Origin of the sequence: Pseudomonas sp. UC 17F4, from assembly GCF_900101695.1 — a bacterium.
Classification (GTDB): domain Bacteria; phylum Pseudomonadota; class Gammaproteobacteria; order Pseudomonadales; family Pseudomonadaceae; genus Aquipseudomonas.
In genome coordinates this window covers 4,379,096-4,397,299 of the sequence record NZ_FNKV01000001.1, presented here as the reverse complement: position 1 = coordinate 4,397,299, position 18,204 = coordinate 4,379,096, and the positions used below count along the sequence as shown (strand labels likewise).

Sequence of the window (18,204 nt, the reverse complement as noted above, 5' to 3'; positions counted from 1 at the left end):
CAATCTCGAGTAGGCACAGCAAAGGGGAGGCACAGCGAGCGCAACAGGCTGATATCGGGCGGCCTATGGCTGAATCTGCAGGAACCTGCGGATGATCTTGCGCAGCACCGGTTTATGGGCTTTGGCCTTGAAGCCGGGCTCGAGCACGACGCGGCCGATGCCGCCTTCGGTCAGGGCGATCAGCCAGGTCGCGGCCATCGAGGTATCCAGCGTCGGGTCGATCTGCCCGGCTTCGATGCCACGCTGGAGCAAGGCCTGCAGATCGGCCTTGACCTTGGCGTCATTGACCGCAAGCAGGGCACCGACTTCAGGGTTGCGCAAGGCTTCAGCGGCGACTTCGAGGCTGATTCGGGCGTAGCTGGGGTCGCTGCACAACTCCATCATGGCGATGGCGATGTTCTCGATTGCAGCGAGGCTGTCCTTGGCCTTGGCGTAGTGGGCGATCAGCTCGGCCATGCCATGCTGGTCGTCCTGGGCAATGGCCTCGATGATCGCGTTCTTGCTGGGGAAGTAGTGGAACAGGTTGCCCGGGCTCATGCCCGCAGCGGCGCAGATTTGCGCGGTCGAGGTGGAGTGAAAGCCATTGCGCGCGAAGCATTCGATAGCCGCATCGAGGATCTGCTTGCGTTTGGCGGCGACTTTGTCCGGGTCTACGGTTCTCATGTCTGGCTCATTAATAGACTGACTGATCGATCTATTATTGGCCTGCCGCTGCACGCCGTCAAGCGAGCAGGGCGACTGGCGGGATTACTGCCGGGTGTCGGGCATGTTCTTGCTGATGCAATGTATGCCGCCGCCGCCCGCAGCAATCGGGTCGATGTTGACCTGCTCGATGGTCCGCCCCGGGTACAACTTGGCCAGCAACTGCTTGCAGTACTGGTCAGCTTTCGGGTCGCCAAACTGCGGGGCAATCACCGCGCCATTGATCGGCAGGTAGTTGATGTAGCCGGCGGCAAACTCCGGGTTGTCGCGGGTAAAGCGGTTGCTGCGCAATTTGCCCGGTGGCGGCAGCAGGTGCACGGTCAAGCGGCGGCCGTCGGCGTCGGTGGCCTGCTTGAGGATTTCCAGGTGCTTGCGGGTGACCCGGTAATCGTAGGAGTCCGGGTCGTTGTCGAGGTTGGCGATCACCACCCCCGGCTCGACGAAGCGCGCGTAGAAGTCAACGTGGGCATCGGTGATGTCCTGGCCCTTGATGCCCGGCAGCCAGATGATCTTGCGCAGGCCAAGGTTGGCTTTAAGCTCGGCCTCGACATCGCTGCGGCTCCAGTCGGGGTTGCGGTTGGCATTGACCCAGCAGCTTTCGGTGATGATCGCCGTGCCGTGGCCGTCCACTTCGATGCCGCCGCCTTCGCCAGTCAGCTCGCTTTGCAGGTAGGGCACGTTCAGGGTTTCGCTCAGCGTTGCCGCCACGCGGCTGTCGTTGCGGTGGCGTTGCTTGTTGCCCCAGCCGTTGAAGTTGAAGTCCATCAGCGCGCTGTTGCCGTCGTCGTCGATGACGAAGCAGCCGCCGTAATCGCGGATCCAGATGTCGTCCAGCGCCATGGGCAGGAACTCGATGTTGTCGCTGCCACATTGCTCGCGTGCATCGGCCAGGTCTTCGGGGCGGCAGAGTACGCTGACCGGCTGGTAGCGGGCGATGGTCCGGGCCAGTTGTGCGATGCAGCTGTTGACCGCGTCCGCCTGGTCTTCCCAGACATTTTCGGCGGCGGCAAACGCCAGGAAGATCCGCCGCTGGGCCTGGTCTTCTTCGGGCATGAACCAGCGCTGGTCAGCGGCCATGGCCAGGCGCAACGGGCCCAGGCCCAGGCCGGCAATGCCGGCGGCGACTGACAGATGCTTGAGAAAGGTACGACGGGGTGTCATCGGTGTGGCTCTCGTAGTGACGGCTCAATGGGCCGAGGAAGTCTTGAGGGTGGTCCAGGTACGCATGCGCGCGCGCATGTCTTTCTGGGTAATGTCCTTGCCCGGGATCAGCCGCGCGTAGGTTTCGTCGCTGACGTAAATGTCCGGGTTGTCACGCATCTGCGGCTCGACCAGCGGCCGTGCCTTGGCGCTGGAGGTGGGGTAGCCGGTGAACGAACTGATGGCGGCCATCTGCTGCGGCTGCATGACGAAGTTGATAAAAGCGTAGGCGTATTCCGGGTGGGCGGCATCGGCGGGAATGGCCATGCTGTCCATCCAGATGGTCGTGCCTTCCACCGGGATGTGGTAGCGGAACTCGACCTTTTTACCGGCGGCATCGGCGGTGCGCTGGGCCTGGATCATGTCGCCGCTGTAACCGAGGGAAATGCAGGTGTCACCATTGACCAGCTGGGTCACCGGCTGCGACTGGAACTTGCGGATGTACGGTTTGATTGCCCCGAGCATCTGCCGGGCGGCGAGCAAATCATCGGCCTTGCCGCTGCGTGGGTCCTTGCCCAGGTAGTGCAGCACCACCGCCAGCACTTCGTCGGGCGAGTCGATCATCGAGATGCCGCAGTCGGCCAGCAGCGCGGCGTTTTCTGGCTTGAACAGCAGGTCGAGGCTGTTGACCGGGGCATTGGCGATGCGCTGCTCGATGGCCGCGCGGTTGTAGGTCAGGCCGATGCTGCCCCAGGTGTAGGGCACGGTGCTCTCGCGCGAGTTGGGGTAGCGCTGGTGCAGGCGCTGCAGGCCGGGCTCGATGTCTGCCAGGTGTTCGAGTTTGGCCGGGTCGAGCTTTTGCAGGGCGCCGGCGCGGGCCAGGCGTTCGGCCACGGTGTCGCCGGGGAAAATCAGGTCGTAGCCGCTGTTGCCCGAGAGCAGCTTGGCCTCGAGGGTTTCGCTGCTGTCCATGACGTCATAAATGACCTTGATGCCGGTCTGGGCGGTGAAATCCTTGAGGGTGTCTTCGGCAAAGTAATCGGCCCAGTTGTACAGGCGCAGCACTTTGTCTTCGGCGTTGGCCAGGCTGCAGCCCAGGGCCAGGGAAAGGGCGATCAGGGTTCTCAGGCTGTTCATGCGCCATGCCTCCAGGTGCTGTGTGGGTGACGGCCGTCCAGGCTCAACAGGGTGGCGTACATTTCCGGGCGGCGGTCGCGGTAGATGCCCCAGGTCAGGCGCTCTTCGCGCATGTGCGCCAGGTCCAGCTCGGCCAGCAGCATGCAAGGGCTGTCGCGATCGGCTTCGGCCAGCAGGCGGCCCTTGTGGTCGGTGATGAACGACGATCCATAAAAACGCATGTGCAGCTCGGCATCGCTGCGCGCCACTTCAACGCCGGTGCGGTTGGCGGTGATCACCGGGAGGATGTTGGCGGCGGCGTGGCCGCGCTGGGTCAGTTGCCAATGGTCGCGCGAATCCAGCGCCGCAGCGCCGGGCTCGGAGCCGATGGCGGTGGGGAACAAGAGGATTTCTGCACCTTGCAAGGCCAGGCAGCGGGCGGTCTCGGGGAACCACTGGTCCCAGCAGATGCCCACGCCCAGGCGCCCGACGGCGGTGTCCCAGACCTTGAAACCGGTATCGCCGGGGCTGAAGTATTCCTTTTCCTGGTAGCCGATGGCGTTGGGGATGTGGGTCTTGCGGTAGACGCCGAGCAAGCGCCCGTCGGCATCGGCGACGGTCAGCGAATTGAAGTAGGCATTGCCGGCCTGCTCGAACCAGCTCAGCGGCAATACCACGTTCAGTTCCGCCGCCAGGGCGGCAAAGCGCTGCAACAGCGGGCTGTTTTCATAAGGTTGCGCCAGGGCCAGGTGCTCGTGGCATTGCTCGATGCAGAGGTAGGGCGTGGCGAACAGCTCGGGCAGCAGGATCAGCCTGGCCCCGGCCGCCGCCGCCTCGCGCACCAGCCGCTCGGCGTTATCGAGGTTGTCTTCAAGGTTCCAGCTGCAGGCCAACTGCAGGCTGGCGACGCTCAGCGCGCTCATGGCTTGGCTCCTTTCAGGGGCCAGGCCGGTTGCTGTTGGGTGATGCAATGCACGCCGCCACCGCCATGGGCCAGCTGGTTGATTTGCACCGGTACCACGCTGCGGCCGGGGAAGGCCTGCTGCAGGGTGGCGGCGGCCTGCTGGTCGGCGTCGATACCGTAGGCGGGCATGATCACCGCGTCGTTGCACAGGTAGAAGTTGGTGTAGGAGGCGCAGAACACTTCGGCATCGGTGTCGACCGCAGCGGAAGCTTCGTACAGGTCGATCAGCTCGAAACTGCGGCCACGGGCGTCGGTCGCCAGTTCCAGGGCGCGGCGGTTCTCCTTCGCCACCTGGGCGTAGACCGAGGTTTGATCTTCGGTGGCATCGACCAGCAGCACGCCCGGCCGGGCGAACGCGCAGACGCCGTCGACGTGGCCATCGGTCATGTCGCCAGTGACGTAGTCCGGGTCGCCCGGCAGCCAGATGACCTTGTTCACCCCCAGCAGGCGGACGAAGATTTCTTCCATGTCTTGCTTGCCCAGGCCCGGGTTGCGGTTGGGGTTGAGCAGGACCGATTCGGTGGTGATCAGCGTGCCGTCGCCATCGACATGAATCGCGCCGCCTTCGTTGGCCAGAAAACTGCCGAAGCATGGCAGGCCCAGGCCATTGAGCACGCGCCGGGCCAGGCCTTCATCGAGGTCGTGGGCCGACTTGCCGCCCCAGGCATTGAAGCGCCAGCTGACCCCGGCCAGGCCTTGCTGCGGGTGGCAGATGAAGCTTGGGCCGGAGTCGCGGCACCAGCTGTCGTTGACGGCGATTTCGATCAGCTCGATGTTGGCCCCGCACAACGCGCGGGCCTGGCTGACGGCGCTGGGGTCGACGACCATTTTCACCGGCTCGAAGCGGGCGATGGCGTTGGCGACCCGGGCGAAATCCACCTGCACAGCCGCCAGGGTGACGCCCCAGGTCGACTCCCACAGGGCCTGGTTGTGCGGCCAGACCATCCAGGTGGCAGCGTGGCGAGCCCATTCGGCGGGCATGAACCAGCCGTTGTTGTTGGCGCTGTCGTTGTGCATTGCAATACCCTTCAGTTAAGTAATTGTTTTCAGCAAGGTTGCCGGGGTGTCCATGCTATAACTGGGGTCTGCACCTGAACAAACGATGGATTTTGCCGATATATGATTAGCTGGGCTTATCAGTCATGCTGAAACACTGGCCACCTCTGAACACGCTGCGCGGTTTTGAAGCGGCGGCGCGCCTGGGCAGTTTTCACAAGGCTGCCGAAGAGCTGCACCTGACCCAATCGGCGATCAGCCAGCAGATCCGCAGCCTGGAAAACTACCTGGAGCAACCGCTGTTCTTTCGCGAAGGGCGCAGCGTGTCGCTCACCGATGCCGGCCACGACCTGCTCAGCACCACCCAGGTGATGCTGCAGCAACTGACCGTTGGCATCCGTCGCCTGGAGCAGTACCGCAAGCCCAACCAACTGGTGGTCAACACCACGCCGGCGTTTGCCCGGCACTGGCTGGTGCCGCACCTGGGCGACTTTCATCGGCGGCACCCGGAGGTGGACCTGTGGCTCTTCACCAGCGATGAAATCCCCGACATGACCACCCAGACCATCGACATTGCCGTGCGCGACGACATCAGCGCCCAGGCCGATTGCAGCTTTCACGTGTTGTTGCAGGATCGGCTGTACCCGGCCTGTCACCCGCGCCTGCTGGAGCTCGACGTGGCGCAGCGGACCACCCTGCACGGCGAGCGGGAAATGGACTGGAGCTACTGGCACACCCAGGGTGGCGAGGCTGTGGGGCAGAAGCTGCAGGGCCTGAATTTTTCCGACCCCGGGCAGTTGCTTGACGCTGCCAGCCAGGGCTTGGGCATTGCCCTGGTGAGTGGCTTGCTGGCCGGGCAGGCGCGTGCGCAAGGCAACCTGGTGGCGCTGACCGAGCAGACCGTGCGCGGGCCCAAGTGGGCGTGGCTGGTGCACCGTAACAGTGAAGGGGAGGCCTTGACTGTGAGCTTTTGCCAGTGGCTTGAGCAGTGCCTGGCAGAGGGCTCAGGGCTTAATGGTGACCCAGCGCCAGCGCGCTGATGATGCAGACCGAGCCGTCGCTGGCCGGCGTGTTGTCGCTGTAATCAACCTGGTTGTAGACGCCGCCGTGGAAGTTGAAGGTGCGGCTGTTCCAGCTGGCATCCATCTGCAATGGTCCGCTGCTGGCGGTGCTGCCCTTGCAGGTGGCAGCGAGGGTCACCACGCCCTTGGCGGTGACATCGAGAATGATCTCGAACGCGGTGCCCAGCGGCACATTGGCCAGCAGGGTGACGCTGGCCGGGGCGCTCTGGTTGTAGCTTCGGCGAAAGCCGTAAGTGAGCTTGCCCTTGTTCCAGAACACCTTGACCACCGGGCTGTCGTCGTCTTTGACGTGCAGTTGCGAGATCACCACCTTCTGCGCCGCGTTGACCTTGCTCAGGGTCATGCTCTGGTGGTTGTGGTGTTTGCTGGCGCTGGCGAGCGACCAGTAGGTCGGTTCTTTCCATTCGCAGCGGGTGCGGTGGGTGCTTTTGCTTGAGGCGCCCTTGGTTGGGGCGGTGAAGCGGACCGAGCCGTCGTCGAGCCTGGCGATGATTTTCGGCAGTTGCGCCAGGGCCGGGGCGCCGGTCAGTTCCAGGGCGGTGGGGTCGCTGGTGGACTTGGGTACCGGGGTGGTGATTGTTAGGCGGTCAATGTTGACGCTCATGGGTTTCTCCTTCGGTTTTCGGTGTGGGCCCTCTCTGAAATGGATGTGGGCTTGAGCTAATAATTAGCTGCAAGCTAAAATTTCGTCAATAGCTAAACTGCGCTCGGCTTCGAGCCCTATCGCGGATCAAGTCGAGACCCGCGATGAGGCCGGCGCAGTCTAGAGAAACCAGCGATACTCCCGCGCACTTACTTCATGCATGAACGCCAGGTGGTCCTGCCTCTTGTTCTCGCAATAGACCATGACGAACTCACTGCCCAACCGTTCATTGACCACCGGGTGATGACGCATGGCCGCCACCGCCGCGAGCATGTCCTTGGGAAAGTCGATGCCGCTGCTGCGGTCTTCGTTGAGCGGCGCAATCGGCTCTTTGCCGGCCTCCAAACCGTGTTCCATGCCACTTAAAATCGCTGCCAGCACCAGGTATGGGTTGGCGTCGGCGCCGGCCAGACGGTGTTCGATGCGCAGGTTGCGTGGGTCCGATTCGGGGATGCGGATGCACGCGTCGCGGTCTTCAAAGCCCCAGCTGGCGCGGCTCGCGGCGTTGACCATGGCGCCGTAGCGGCGCATCGCGTTGTGGTTGGCGGCAAAGATCGGCATGCACTGCGGCAGCAACTCCAGGCAGCCAGCCACGGCATGGCGCAGCGGGCGCTGGTTGTCGGCAGCCAGCAGGTTGTTGCCCTGCTGGTCGTAGAGGCTGACATGCACGTGCATGCCGCTGCCCGGCGCTTCGAGGTAGGGCTTGCTCATGAAGCTGGCGCGCATGCCGTGCTTGAGCGCCACGCCACGGGTGCTGCGGGCGAACAGGGCGGCCCAGTCGGCGGCGCGCAGGCCGTCGTCGCAGTGGCCGAAGTTGATCTCGAACTGCCCAGGGCCCAGTTCTGCGGTAATGACGTTGGCGTCCACGCCTTGCTCGTTGGCGGCCTCGACCATGTCCCGCAGCACGTCGGAGTAGCGCGACAGGCGCTCGATGTGCATGTTCGGCTGGTCATCGGCATCGCCGCTGAACGGGTCGCGGGGGAACTGCGGCAGGCCGTCTTTGAGCGCGCGGTCGAACAGGTAGAACTCAAGCTCAAAGGCCACCACCGGGCGAATGCCGCGCCGTTCCAGGCGTTGCAGCACCCGCGCCAGCACTTCTCGGGGCTCGAACTCAATGGGCGCGGCGGTGCCGTCAGAGCTGATCAGCATCTGCCCCAGCGGCTGGTTCTCCCAGCGCACCGGCTTGAGGGTGCCGGGGATCAGCCGCCGTGGCGCGTCCGGGTCGCCGTCGTTGAAGCAGTAGTCGCCGATCGGGTGCAGGCCGCCCTGAACACCGAGCAGCACGCAGTTCTGCGGCAGTTTCAGGGCGCTGCCGGCGGCGACTTTTTCGAGCATGTCGATCGGGTAGCGCTTGCCATAAAAGTGCCCGGGGATGTCCAGGCTGATCAGGTCGACATAACGCACCTGAGGATGCTCGGCGCGAAATGCGCGTACTTCACTAAGCAGATCAGGGCAGTCTTTTATTGTTGTCATCACGTGCGATCCTGCGCTTGGTTTCAACGGAATACCCAGAGCACCCGGGTACTGTGTTCGGTCAGGTTGGCGTAGCGGAACTGGCTGTGCGGCGGCAACTGGAAGCTGTCGTTGGCCTGCAGGGTGACCGGCTCTGGGGCGTCATCGAGCCACAGGCTCAACTCGCCTTCGAGGACAAACCCGCCTTGCTCGGAGCTGTCGTCCAGGTGCCCGTCACCGCTGCTGGCGCCGGGCGCCAGGTGGCTTTCGAGCATCGAGAAACCGCCGTTGAGCTTGGGCGAGACCAGCACGTCGGTGACCCCGGCGGCGTAATACAGGGTGCGCCGTTCGCCGGGGCGGGTGACCCAGTCGACTTGCCGCGGCTTGCTCAGGTTGTAGAAGTAGGTGGTCGGCACGCACAGGGTTTCGCTGATGGCGGTGAGGTCGGCCACGGTCGGGCGCGACAGGCCGCGCTCGACCTGGGACAGAAAGCCCACCGAGCGGTCGATGCGTTCGGCCAGTTCGCCGAGGGTCAGGTTGCGGTGCTTGCGCAGGTCGCGAATAAGGATCGCCAGGCTTTCGATTTCTTCCTGCATGTCCATAAAGGGGCTCTCTCAAATAGTGTCGCGCAGGCGGTACCAGGCTTTGCCGGCAGCTTCCAGCGGCGCGGCGAGCAGGTCGCCACCGGGGAAGCGGCCGTTGTCGATGGCCTGGTACAACGCCAGCAAATCGTGGTTGCCAAGGATCGCATCGGACACCGCGCGGGCGCCGGCCAGGGTCGGCAGCACGCCATGCCCGGAGAAGCCCTGCAGCCAGTAGCGCTGGCCCTGACGGCCGATGTCCGGGGTGCGGCGCAGGCTGCAATCGATATGCCCGCCCCAGGCGTAGTCGATCGCCACGCCCTGTAGCTGCGGGAAGGCCCGTTCCAGCACCGGGCGGGTGGCGGCGGCAACGTCCTTGGGGATACCGCCCAGGTAGGTACAGCCGCCGCCGAACAGCAGGCGCTGGTCCGGGGTCAGGCGGAAGTAGTCGGGGACGAACTGGTTGTCGATCACGCAGCTGTTGCGCGGCAGCAGCGAACGGGCCAGGGCCGGGTCCAGGGGCGCGGTGGCCACCTGATAGGAGCCCACCGGCAGCAGGCGCTGCGACAGTGGTCGGTCAAGCTGGTCGATGTAGGCGTTGCAGGCCAGCACCAGCACGTCGCTGCGGATTTCGCCTTTTTCAGTGCGGGCGACAAAGCCTGCCGGGGTATCGCGGTAGCTGAGCACCCGGCTTTGCTCGAAGATCCGCCCGCCGGCCGCTTCGATGGCGCTGGCCAGGCCCTGGGCCAGTTTCAGCGGGTTGAGGTGGGCGCCTTCGGCATCGTACAGCGCGGCCTGGTAGCGCGGGCTGCCGATCCATTCGGGCAATTCGTCGCGCTCGATCACCCGCAACTGGTCATAGCCCCATTTAGTTTCGGCTTCGTGCCTGGCCTCGTGGAGCATGGCCACCCGTCGCGGTAGCACCGCCGCCCACAGGCTGCCACGCTGGTAATCGACGGTAAAACCGTGGCGCTCGGGCAATTCACGCAGCTCGCTGGCGGCCCAGCGCATGCTGTCCCACAGGCGCCGTGCGCGTTCCTGGCCAAGGGCCTTTTCCAGCGGCGGCATGTCGCACGACCACCCCAGCAACGCCTGCCCGCCGTTGCGCCCGGACGCCGCCCAGGCCACCCGGCTGGCTTCCACCAGGGTCACCCGCTTGCCGGCGAGCGCCAGGCGCAGGGCGGTGTGCAGGCCGCTGAAGCCGGCGCCAATGATCAGCACCTCGGTGTCCAGGCGTTCCTGCAGGGTAGGGCGCAGAGGGATGGCGGCGGGGTAGGTCTGGGCGTAATAGCTGGCGACATGCTGGGCAGATTGCTTGAACACGACCGACCTCATGAATTTTTATTGGTATTTTTTCATGAAAAACTACCAGATAAATTTCACGAGGCCAAGCGAGGCTCAGCGTTCAATGGCGCGCAGGCTCTAGACCGCAGGTTTGTGATGGTGCCGGTGGCTTGCGATCTCGTCAGCCAGGCGCGGGCTGTAGCTGCGCGTGGGGATGCCGGTGAGGCGTTCAAACATCAGCGCGAACTTGACGTCCAGCGCCCGCTTGCCGGTCATGTAGGCATTCAGGGTGGTGACGCTGACGCCCATCTCGGCGGCCATGCGCCGCTGCGACACCCGCTCTGCCTGGGGTTGCCCGGCTTTGAGTGCAGCAAATGCCCTGCGCATTGCCAGCAGCTCTTCTTCTTCCCACACCCACAGATTACCGCTCATGATTCGATCTCAGTCACACGGATTCGGTCGAGCAATCCGTTGCTGGAATCGCTACATCCTACTGCTGTTGTCTAGTGTCCATTAACCGACCAGAGCGGTCGGTTGTTTTGCCATCATACTCTTCGTGCGTTCCAAACTAGTAGCACCCGGCCATGAATGTGCAGTTTTTCCAGCGCCGCGCCTTCGATCAATACCGGCGGGTACAGCGGATTGTCGGCAATCATCCGCAAGGCGCCATCGGTCAGGCGTTGCAGGCGTTTGACGAACAAGTCGCCGTCGAGGCTGAACACGTAGATGGCATCGCTGCGCACCTCGTGAATGCCACGGTCGACCAGCAGCGGGTCGCCGTCGTTGAAGGTGCCGGCCATGCTGTCGCCATCGCCGCTGATGATTGCCAGGTTGTGCGCGGCAGAAAAACTGATGCCCTGGCCACGCAGCCAGTCCAGGTGCACGGTCAGGTCGCGGATTACTTCGACATGGGCCGGTGGCGTGTTGCCGTTGCCCATCGAACCGCGGATGTCGAAGTGGGCGATGCTGACGAACTCGCCGCTGGCCGGTACACCAGCCTCGCCCTGTAGCACATCCATCCAGCCGGCAGGCAGGCGCTCGGCCTGCTCGATGCGCCGGGCCACTTCATCGCCGAGGTTTTTTTCTGTGCGCAGCGACAGGATCTGGCTCAGGTGCGCCGGGCTCATGCCCCAGCGCTCGGCACAGCTGGCCTTGCGTTGGGTGCCGAGCAACTGCAGCAGGTTGTGCTTGCGAATCGCGTAGATATCCATGGGGTGCAGAATGCCACTATTTAGCTCGATGCTAAAGAGGGGCCCGGCGTTACTCACGCGATTATTGCACCCGCACCACGCTTGCCGGTGCGCTCAGCAGGCGCTGGCGCAGCAGGTCGTAGGCCCAGTTGTAGGCCATGGTGTAGGGCAGCATGAAGGCGAAGAAACCGATCTCCAGCAAGAACGCCTGCACCAGCGACACGTCGAGCATCAGCGCTGCGATCGGCACGCCGATCAGCACAAAGCCAGTTTCAAAGCCGCCGGCGTGCAGGGCACGGACCTTGACCGTACGCGCGACCCGGCTGACCGGCCAGAAGCGGTCGAAGGCCGCGTTGTAGAGCATGTTCCAGATCATCGCCACGGTCGACAGCATCACCGCCAGCGCGCCCATTTCCAGCATCGAGCGGTTCAGCAGCCAGGCGCCGACCGGTGCGCAGATCAGCACGGCGATCAGTTCGAAGCCGACGGCGTGGACGATGCGTTCAGCAAAGGATTTGTGGGTGGCTTGCAGTTTCATGACTTCACCTGAAGGTGTGTTTCGGTGAAGCTATTGTCATCGCTTTTTTGCTTATTTGAAAAATAGGTTCCATCGTAAAAAGCGATGGAGTGCAGGTGCGTAAACCCAGCGTAGCCAATCCTGACCCCTCGGTTGCTTGAGAAATTTCCTACAAATACCTGAGAACTTCCTTGCTCAGTATTCGGCTGTCCGCCTACAAAATGCTGTCTCCTGGCTCCATGGTAGTGGCAGACGAACGATGACCTCACTGCGTATTCTGGTTTTAGAGAAACATTCCGTTCAGCGCAGCGCGGTTGTTTCTGCGCTACAGCAACTGGGTGTCGGCGATATCGTCCAGGCCAGCAGTGGCGAGCAGGCACTGGCCTTGATGCACAGGCAGGGCGCAGTGGACGTAGCCCTGTGCGATCTTGCCCACAAAGGGATGGACTGCCTCGATTTCCTCAACTGCGCAAGCCAGCTCGCGTTGGTCCGGGCGGTGATTCTCTATTGTGATTTTCAACCGCAGTTGCGCCGGGCAATCGAGCAGATGACTAGGTTTTCCGGGCTTGAACTGCTGGGCACACTGAGTACGCCGATCCAGGCCAAAGCGCTGCAACAGATTCTGCAAGGCTACAAGCGCCAGCAACCGGCCACGAGCGTTGCGCCGCTGCCCAGCAGCACCTTGCCCAACGAAGAAGACATCCGTCGCGGGCTGGCCCTGGGCGAGTTCCGGGCCTTCTTTCAGCCCAAGTTCCACCTGGTCACTGGCCAGGTGGCCGGGGCAGAAGTGTTGGCACGTTGGCAACACCCTGCGAAGGGATCACTGCTACCCCGGGATTTCCTCGCGGCGGTACTGGCTTACGACCTGATCGACGAAATGTGCAAACAGTTGCTGGAGCAGGGCCTAAGCCTGATGAGCATGTTGCAGCGGGAGGGGCGGCCGTTGGAAATGTCCTTCAACCTGCATGCTTCACAACTGGTCGACGCGAGCCTTATCGACCATATCCGCCAAGCGTTGCGCCGCCACGGGGTGGCGGCTGTAGACCTGACTTTCGAACTGGCGGAGAGCGGCTTGCTCGAGATGCCGCCCAGGACCCAGGAGAATCTGTTGCGTTTGCGGGTCATGGGCTGCGGCCTGTCAATTGATGATTTTGCGGTCAGTTACTCGTCGTTGAAGTTGCTCTGTCAGTTGCCGTTCACCGAGATCAAACTGGACGGTGAGTTCGTCTGCAGTCTTCAGGCGCCGCGCAGTAAAGCGGTGATTGCCAGCACCGTGGCGTTGGCCCGCGCATTGAACATGGCACTGGTCATTGAAGGGGTAAGTAGTCAGCAAGAATGTCGCGCACTGATCGAGATGGGCTGTGAACTAGGGCAAGGTTTTTACTATGCCCAGCCAATGTCTTCACATGAACTGCTGGCGTGGCTGCCCGCGCCATTCACTGCTGCACAGGACGACCTCTAGCCTGCGCCAACAGCACTGAATTAAAGGCGTGCGCAACGCACTTATGCTAAAAGCTGTAGACCGACACACTGTGTTTATCGCCTCAGCTCGCGATCTTCTTCTGCCGCATTTTCGTTAGTTTAATTTCCAGTATTCCAGAGGGACCTATGTTGAAAGCCGTGATTGTTGACGATCACCCGTTCATTCGTTCGACCGTAAGAATGATTCTGAAGCAGGAACAGTACGAAGTGGTGGCAGAGGCCGATAATGGCGCATCGGCAGTGCAGTTGGTGCGTGAGCATCAGCCGGACCTGGTCATGCTGGATATCGCCATGCCCGGTGTTGATGGCCTGGACGCCCTGAACAGAATCTCGGCGTTTAAGTTGCCGGTTAAAGTGCTGGTCCTGACCTCGTTGTCGCCGACGTTTTTTTCCATGCGCTGCATGCGCGCCGGGGCCGCTGGCTATGTGTCGAAGGCCGATGACCTGGATGAACTGGTGAACGCCATTAATGCCATCAAGTCGGGCTATACCTTCTTCCCTGACCTGACCCTGAACTCGGTGCGCCGTGAAGACGTCGATGCCTCGGAGCAGGCGTTGATCCAGAGCCTCTCCGACCGCGAGCTGTCGATCCTGCAGCAGTTGGCCAAAGGCTTGAGCAACAAGCAGATCGGTGAAGACATGCTGCTCAGCAACAAGACCATCAGCACCTATAAAGCCCGAGTGATCGAGAAGCTTAACCTCAGTTCCCTGGTGCACCTGTCGGAGCTGGCCAAACGTAACAACCTGATCTGATGAAGTACTCATTGCGCGTGTGCCTGGCGCTGTTGACGGGCCTGTTGATGGTAGTTGAAGGGGTGACGGCCTTTGCCGGCGACGAGCCAGCAGAAGACACCCTGCAGCTGTTCGGGCGCTCCCGGCTGGGCGAGCACCAGGTCGGCCTCAGTGAGTCGGACTGGAGCTGGTTGCGCAAAAAAGGCACGCTCTACCTCGGGGTTTCAGCGCCGGATTACCCGCCATTCGACGTGACGGGCAACGGGCGCGAGTACGAAGGGCTGACCGCCGACTACATGGACCTGCTGGCGCAACTGCTGCATGTCCAGGTGCAGGTGCGGCGCTTCAAATCCCGGGCGCAAGTAATCGGCGCGTTGAAAGCGGGGGAAATCGACCTGCTGGCCACCGCCAACGGCTTTGAAGCGGCGGACCCCGAGTTGCTGATGACGGCCGCTTATGCGCAGGATCAACCCATCATCGTCACCCGCAGTGAGGGTGACTCCGGGTTTGCGGGGGACATGGCCGGGAAAAAGATTTCCATGCTGTACCACTACCTGCCGCCGCAGGAGGTCAAACGTGCCTATCCCGATGCGCAACTGCAGCTTTATCCTTCGACGCTAAGTGCCATTGGCGCAGTGGCCTTTGGCAAGGCCGACGCTTACCTGGGCGATGCGATCAGCGCCAACTACCTGATCAGCATGAACTACCTCAACAACGTCCAGCTCACGGATTTTTCCCGGCTTGAAGGCAGCCGCTTTGCCTTTGCCCTGGCTGCTGGCAACACCCGCCTGCTGGACATCATCAATACGGCGATCGCGGCGATTCCGATCGGCGAGCGCATGGCGATCCTGCGCCGCTGGGGCTCATCGCAGATGAACATTGCGGGGCAAAATCGCCTGAACCTGACGCCCAAGGAACAACGCTGGCTGGAAAAACACCCGCGGGTGACCGTGGCGGCGATGGAAAACTTCTTGCCGCTGTCGTTCTTCGACAAGCACGGCGCACTGCGCGGTGTCAGTGCCGACGTGCTGGCCAAGGTCAGCCTGCGTACCGGTCTGAAATTCGACGTGGTGCGTGGCACCTCGATGGCCCGGCAGATCGACAACCTGCATACCGGCAAGGTCGACCTGCTGGCGGCCCTGACCCCAAGTTTCGAGCGTGAAGGGCAGATGCGCTTCACCCGGCCGTACCTGTCGACACCCTATGTGATGATCAACCGCGGCGATCCCGGGAGCCCGGCGACCCTGGATGAGATGGAAGGCAAACGCCTGGCGATCATTCGTGGCGTGTTCCTCACCGACTACATCATCAGCAATTTCCCGGGTATTCAGATCGTCTATGCCGACAACGCCGCGCAGGTCATGTCGATGGTCGCCAAGGGCGAAGTCGATGCCGGCGCCAACTCGTTACTGAGCGCCCGCTACATGATCTCGCGCCAGTACCGCGACCGTTTGCAGGTCAGTAGCACCGTGGGCATCGAACCCGCCAGGTTTGCCTTCGTCACTAATCGCGGCGACCTCGAGCTGTACGCCATTCTGGAAAAGGCGCTGCTAAGCATTTCGCCGGAAGAAATGGCCGAGATCACCAGCCGCTGGCGCAGTGAAGTAATGATCGACGACAACTTCTGGCTGCGCAATCGCAGTGCGATCATCCAGGGCTTCTTTATTGCCGGTGTGCTGTTACTGATGGCGATCCTCTGGATCGCCTACCTGCGCCGCCTGATTCACCGGCGCGAAGTGGCCGAGCGGGCACTGAGCAACCAGCTGGAGTTCATGCGGGTACTGATCGACGGAACGCCGCACCCGATTTACGTGCGTGACCTTGAGGGGCGCCTGGTGACCTGCAACGTCAGCTATCTTGAAGTGCTGGGCCTGGGTAAAGAGCAAGTGCAGGGCAAGCGCATTACTGAGGAGTTGTTCGTCGACTGCGCCGAGGCCGCTGCCTACCATGCCGAGTACCTGCAAGTGTTGCGAGACGATGTGGCCAAGGCACAGGATCGCGTGCTGGTGCTGCCGGATGGGCGGCGACTGACGATCTATCACTGGATGCTGCCCTACAAGGACAGTGACGGGGCCATTACCGGCATGATCGGCGGCTGGATCGACATCAGTGAGCGCGAGCAACTGCTGGGAATGGTCCAGGAAGCCAACCGGGCCAAGACCACCTTCCTGGCCACCATGAGCCATGAAATCCGTACGCCGTTGAATGCGGTGATCGGCATGCTGGAGCTGGCCTTGAAAAAATCCGACCAGGGTGTGCTCGATCGCTTTGCCATCGAGGTCGCGTCGGGGGCCGCCCACGGTTTGCTCGACTTGATCGGCGACATCCTCGACATTGCCAGGATCGAGTCCGGCAAGCTCTCGCTGAGCCCCGGTCGGGCCAATCTCACCGAGCTGACCCAGTCGGTGGCGCGTATCTTCGAAGGCCTGGCGCAGCAGAAGCACCTGAAGCTGGAACTGGCGCTCGATGCCCGTGCCGATTGTGACGTGTCGATCGACCCGCTGCGGTTCAAGCAGATCATTTCCAACCTGGTCAGCAACGCCATCAAATTCACCGCCGAAGGCGAGGTGCGTCTGCTGCTTGAGGTGCTGGACAACAGCCCCGGCGAGCCGCTGTCGATACGCGTGCGCGTGGAAGACAGCGGCCAGGGTATTTCTGCCGAGGACCAGCAGAACCTGTTCAACCCTTTCACCCAGGCCAGTAACAACAACCAGTCCGCGCGCAGCGGCTCGGGCCTGGGGCTGGTCATCAGCCGCACCCTGTGCGAGATGATGGGCGGCCAGTTGCACCTGCACAGTGTGCTGGGGCAGGGCACACAGATCGACGTATTGCTGCAGGTGCCTATCCTCGAACCCCTGCCCCCTGAAGAGCCTGTCGCAGATGACGAGGCGCCACAGCGGCAACTGAAGATCCTGGTGGTCGACGACTACCCGGCCAATCGCCTGTTGCTGTCCAAACAGCTGGGCTACCTGGGCCACGAGATGGTCGCGGTGCAAGACGGTGCCCACGGCCTGCGGGCCTGGCGCCAGCAGCGCTTCGATGTGGTTATCACCGACTGCAACATGCCGATCATGAACGGCTATGCCCTGGCCCGGGCAATCCGCGCCGAGGAAGCCGAACGCGGGCTGGCGCATTGCCTGATCATCGGCTTTACCGCCAACGCGCAACCGGATGAAAAGCTCCGTTGCCTGGAGGCGGGCATGGATGACTGCCTGTTCAAGCCGATCAGCCTGGAGCTGCTCAAGCAGCGTCTGGACCGCTTCGAGTCGATCGCCCCGCAGGAGCCAGGCGATCAGCCGACTGCGCTAGAGGCCGACGACATCGACTTTAGCGCCCTGGAAAAACTCGTACGGGGCGATCAGGCAACCCTGCGTGAGCTGCTCAATGATCTGGCGATGAGTAACCAGCAAGACATGGCGCGTCTGGCCGAGGGCTGCTTCGCGCAGGATTGCCAGGAGCTGCTGGACCTGGCCCACAAGGTCAAAGGCGGCGCGCGCATCGTCAAGGCTCGACGCCTGATCCAGGCCTGCGAGCAACTGGAGGCTGCCTGTGCAGCGAAAGGTGATGAACAGGTGAGACGGGCGGGGGCGGTGCTGCGGGAAGAGATGATGGAGCTGGCGCAAGCGTTGGAAAACTATACCGAGTCATTTGCAACGCGATGAGCACTGCGCCCCAAGTGTCTGCCTGAAGTCTTTCATCGGGTCGGCACTTGGGGCTCTTTGTGTTCAGAAGGTTTGCAGTTCGAACTGGCCGTTACCGGCCCACACCTCATCATTGCGAACGCTGGCTGCCGCTGAGTCTATGCGGGTTTGCACTTCGATCAACATACTCAGCCGCTCGCCTGCCAGGGCCTGCACTCCATCGTAGGGTGCAAGGCTTTCTCCCGGGCGTATCATCTGCCCGTTCGCGTTTGCAGTCACGCTTTGGGCGGGACGCATACGAACAGGCTTGCCATCGAGCTGAGCACTCAACACTTTCAAAGTGAAGGCACCTGTACGAGCGAAGCGATAGCTATCGCTGCCGGCAGGTTCGCCCCTGAACTGCAGTGCCATAGTGGTTTTGCTGTCACAGACGGCGGACAGACTGAGGGTACTTTTACCCAACAGCGCATCGCGAACCGCAACCCCGCCTGGGAATAGTTGCGTGCGATTGACCTGGCCATAGTCAATGAGTGGCTGGCTGAGCTGGATCACGCAATCGGTGTCAGCGCCTGCCATGGCGTAAGAGCCAAAGCCCAGCGCGGTTAAAAAACTCAACGCAGCGGGAAGCTTGCGCAGTACTAAGTGTGCCCGGGCGTCGGGCGTTCTCAAGAAATTGATCATA

At 62.4% G+C, this 18,204-nt stretch carries 17 protein-coding genes; 4 read left to right on the top strand and 13 right to left on the bottom strand.

What is annotated here, in order from left to right; genetic code table 11:
* Nucleotides 1-63 precede the first annotated feature (63 nt).
* The 5 genes from BLR26_RS19970 to BLR26_RS19950 form a co-directional block, all read right to left on the bottom strand.
* The gene (locus BLR26_RS19970; protein WP_093384682.1) at nt 64-663 is read right to left on the bottom strand and encodes a TetR/AcrR family transcriptional regulator; all 600 of its coding nucleotides are present in this window, start codon (nt 661-663) and stop codon (nt 64-66) included.
* A gap of 84 nt (nt 664-747) precedes the next feature.
* Nucleotides 748-1,863 (bottom strand): agmatine deiminase family protein, encoded by a 1,116-nt coding sequence (locus BLR26_RS19965; protein ID WP_093384678.1) that lies wholly within the window; start codon nt 1,861-1,863, stop codon nt 748-750.
* 24 nt (nt 1,864-1,887) lie between these two features.
* Complete coding sequence (locus BLR26_RS19960) at nt 1,888-2,979, bottom strand: extracellular solute-binding protein (RefSeq protein WP_093384673.1); 1,092 nt, start codon at nt 2,977-2,979, stop codon at nt 1,888-1,890.
* The gene (gene aguB / locus BLR26_RS19955) at nt 2,976-3,881 is read right to left on the bottom strand and encodes an N-carbamoylputrescine amidase (RefSeq protein ID WP_093384669.1); all 906 of its coding nucleotides are present in this window, start codon (nt 3,879-3,881) and stop codon (nt 2,976-2,978) included. The genes BLR26_RS19960 and aguB overlap by 4 nt, the downstream gene beginning before the upstream one ends.
* Nucleotides 3,878-4,939: an agmatine deiminase family protein gene (locus BLR26_RS19950; RefSeq protein WP_093384665.1), complete on the bottom strand. Its 1,062-nt coding sequence runs from the start codon at nt 4,937-4,939 to the stop codon at nt 3,878-3,880. The genes aguB and BLR26_RS19950 overlap by 4 nt, the downstream gene beginning before the upstream one ends.
* Nucleotides 4,940-5,064: 125 nt before the next feature.
* Between BLR26_RS19950 and BLR26_RS19945 the strand changes: the two genes are divergently transcribed.
* Entirely contained in the window at nt 5,065-5,958 is an 894-nt protein-coding gene (locus BLR26_RS19945) for a LysR substrate-binding domain-containing protein (RefSeq protein ID WP_093384661.1), read from the top strand.
* Here BLR26_RS19945 and BLR26_RS19940 read toward each other — a convergent pair.
* The 7 genes from BLR26_RS19940 to BLR26_RS19910 form a co-directional block, all read right to left on the bottom strand.
* On the bottom strand, nt 5,930-6,604 hold the full coding sequence (locus BLR26_RS19940) for a polysaccharide lyase family 7 protein (RefSeq protein WP_093384657.1): 675 nt from the start codon (nt 6,602-6,604) through the stop codon (nt 5,930-5,932). The genes BLR26_RS19945 and BLR26_RS19940 overlap by 29 nt on opposite strands.
* A 159-nt stretch (nt 6,605-6,763) precedes the next feature.
* Nucleotides 6,764-8,116 (bottom strand): glutamine synthetase family protein, encoded by a 1,353-nt coding sequence (locus BLR26_RS19935; RefSeq protein WP_093384653.1) that lies wholly within the window; start codon nt 8,114-8,116, stop codon nt 6,764-6,766.
* Between the two features lie 23 nt (nt 8,117-8,139).
* On the bottom strand, nt 8,140-8,697 hold the full coding sequence (locus tag BLR26_RS19930; RefSeq protein ID WP_093384648.1) for a helix-turn-helix domain-containing protein: 558 nt from the start codon (nt 8,695-8,697) through the stop codon (nt 8,140-8,142).
* Between the two features lie 12 nt (nt 8,698-8,709).
* Complete coding sequence (locus BLR26_RS19925; protein WP_093384644.1) at nt 8,710-9,999, bottom strand: NAD(P)/FAD-dependent oxidoreductase; 1,290 nt, start codon at nt 9,997-9,999, stop codon at nt 8,710-8,712.
* Between the two features lie 99 nt (nt 10,000-10,098).
* Nucleotides 10,099-10,392 (bottom strand): helix-turn-helix domain-containing protein, encoded by a 294-nt coding sequence (locus tag BLR26_RS19920; protein WP_045201548.1) that lies wholly within the window; start codon nt 10,390-10,392, stop codon nt 10,099-10,101.
* 113 nt (nt 10,393-10,505) lie between these two features.
* Nucleotides 10,506-11,171 (bottom strand): S24 family peptidase, encoded by a 666-nt coding sequence (locus tag BLR26_RS19915; protein WP_045201546.1) that lies wholly within the window; start codon nt 11,169-11,171, stop codon nt 10,506-10,508.
* Nucleotides 11,172-11,232: 61 nt separating this feature from the next.
* A complete protein-coding gene (locus tag BLR26_RS19910; protein WP_218124490.1) occupies nt 11,233-11,688 on the bottom strand; it encodes a multidrug/biocide efflux PACE transporter in 456 nt (151 codons plus the stop codon).
* A 136-nt stretch (nt 11,689-11,824) separates the two neighbouring features.
* Between BLR26_RS19910 and BLR26_RS19905 the strand changes: the two genes are divergently transcribed.
* From BLR26_RS19905 to BLR26_RS19895, 3 genes are all read left to right on the top strand, one after another.
* Nucleotides 11,825-13,129, top strand: coding sequence for an EAL domain-containing response regulator (locus BLR26_RS19905; RefSeq protein WP_143013295.1), 1,305 nt, complete (start codon nt 11,825-11,827; stop codon nt 13,127-13,129).
* 146 nt (nt 13,130-13,275) lie between these two features.
* Nucleotides 13,276-13,902, top strand: a complete 627-nt coding sequence (locus tag BLR26_RS19900; RefSeq protein ID WP_093384634.1) for a response regulator transcription factor — start codon at nt 13,276-13,278, stop codon at nt 13,900-13,902.
* Entirely contained in the window at nt 13,902-17,543 is a 3,642-nt protein-coding gene (locus tag BLR26_RS19895) for a transporter substrate-binding domain-containing protein (RefSeq protein ID WP_093384630.1), read from the top strand. The genes BLR26_RS19900 and BLR26_RS19895 overlap by 1 nt, the downstream gene beginning before the upstream one ends.
* 63 nt (nt 17,544-17,606) lie before the next feature.
* Here the strand turns inward: BLR26_RS19895 and BLR26_RS19890 are convergent, their stop codons facing one another.
* Nucleotides 17,607-18,203, bottom strand: a complete 597-nt coding sequence (locus BLR26_RS19890; RefSeq protein WP_093384626.1) for a DUF1120 domain-containing protein — start codon at nt 18,201-18,203, stop codon at nt 17,607-17,609.
* Nucleotide 18,204 lies beyond the last annotated feature (1 nt).

Bases quoted from the DNA above. Each gene is read 5' to 3' on its own strand.
- BLR26_RS19970 (WP_093384682.1), bottom strand. From the start codon at position 663: ATGAGAACCGTAGACCCGGACAAAGTCGCCGCCAAACGCAAGCAGATC.
- BLR26_RS19965 (WP_093384678.1), bottom strand. From the start codon at position 1,863: ATGACACCCCGTCGTACCTTTCTCAAGCATCTGTCAGTCGCCGCCGGC.
- BLR26_RS19960 (WP_093384673.1), bottom strand. From the start codon at position 2,979: ATGAACAGCCTGAGAACCCTGATCGCCCTTTCCCTGGCCCTGGGCTGC.
- aguB (WP_093384669.1), bottom strand. From the start codon at position 3,881: ATGAGCGCGCTGAGCGTCGCCAGCCTGCAGTTGGCCTGCAGCTGGAAC.
- BLR26_RS19950 (WP_093384665.1), bottom strand. From the start codon at position 4,939: ATGCACAACGACAGCGCCAACAACAACGGCTGGTTCATGCCCGCCGAA.
- BLR26_RS19945 (WP_093384661.1), top strand. From the start codon at position 5,065: ATGCTGAAACACTGGCCACCTCTGAACACGCTGCGCGGTTTTGAAGCG.
- BLR26_RS19940 (WP_093384657.1), bottom strand. From the start codon at position 6,604: ATGAGCGTCAACATTGACCGCCTAACAATCACCACCCCGGTACCCAAG.
- BLR26_RS19935 (WP_093384653.1), bottom strand. From the start codon at position 8,116: ATGACAACAATAAAAGACTGCCCTGATCTGCTTAGTGAAGTACGCGCA.
- BLR26_RS19930 (WP_093384648.1), bottom strand. From the start codon at position 8,697: ATGGACATGCAGGAAGAAATCGAAAGCCTGGCGATCCTTATTCGCGAC.
- BLR26_RS19920 (WP_045201548.1), bottom strand. From the start codon at position 10,392: ATGAGCGGTAATCTGTGGGTGTGGGAAGAAGAAGAGCTGCTGGCAATG.
- BLR26_RS19915 (WP_045201546.1), bottom strand. From the start codon at position 11,171: ATGGATATCTACGCGATTCGCAAGCACAACCTGCTGCAGTTGCTCGGC.
- BLR26_RS19910 (WP_218124490.1), bottom strand. From the start codon at position 11,688: ATGAAACTGCAAGCCACCCACAAATCCTTTGCTGAACGCATCGTCCAC.
- BLR26_RS19900 (WP_093384634.1), top strand. From the start codon at position 13,276: ATGTTGAAAGCCGTGATTGTTGACGATCACCCGTTCATTCGTTCGACC.
- BLR26_RS19895 (WP_093384630.1), top strand. From the start codon at position 13,902: ATGAAGTACTCATTGCGCGTGTGCCTGGCGCTGTTGACGGGCCTGTTG.
- BLR26_RS19890 (WP_093384626.1), bottom strand. From the start codon at position 18,203: ATGATCAATTTCTTGAGAACGCCCGACGCCCGGGCACACTTAGTACTG.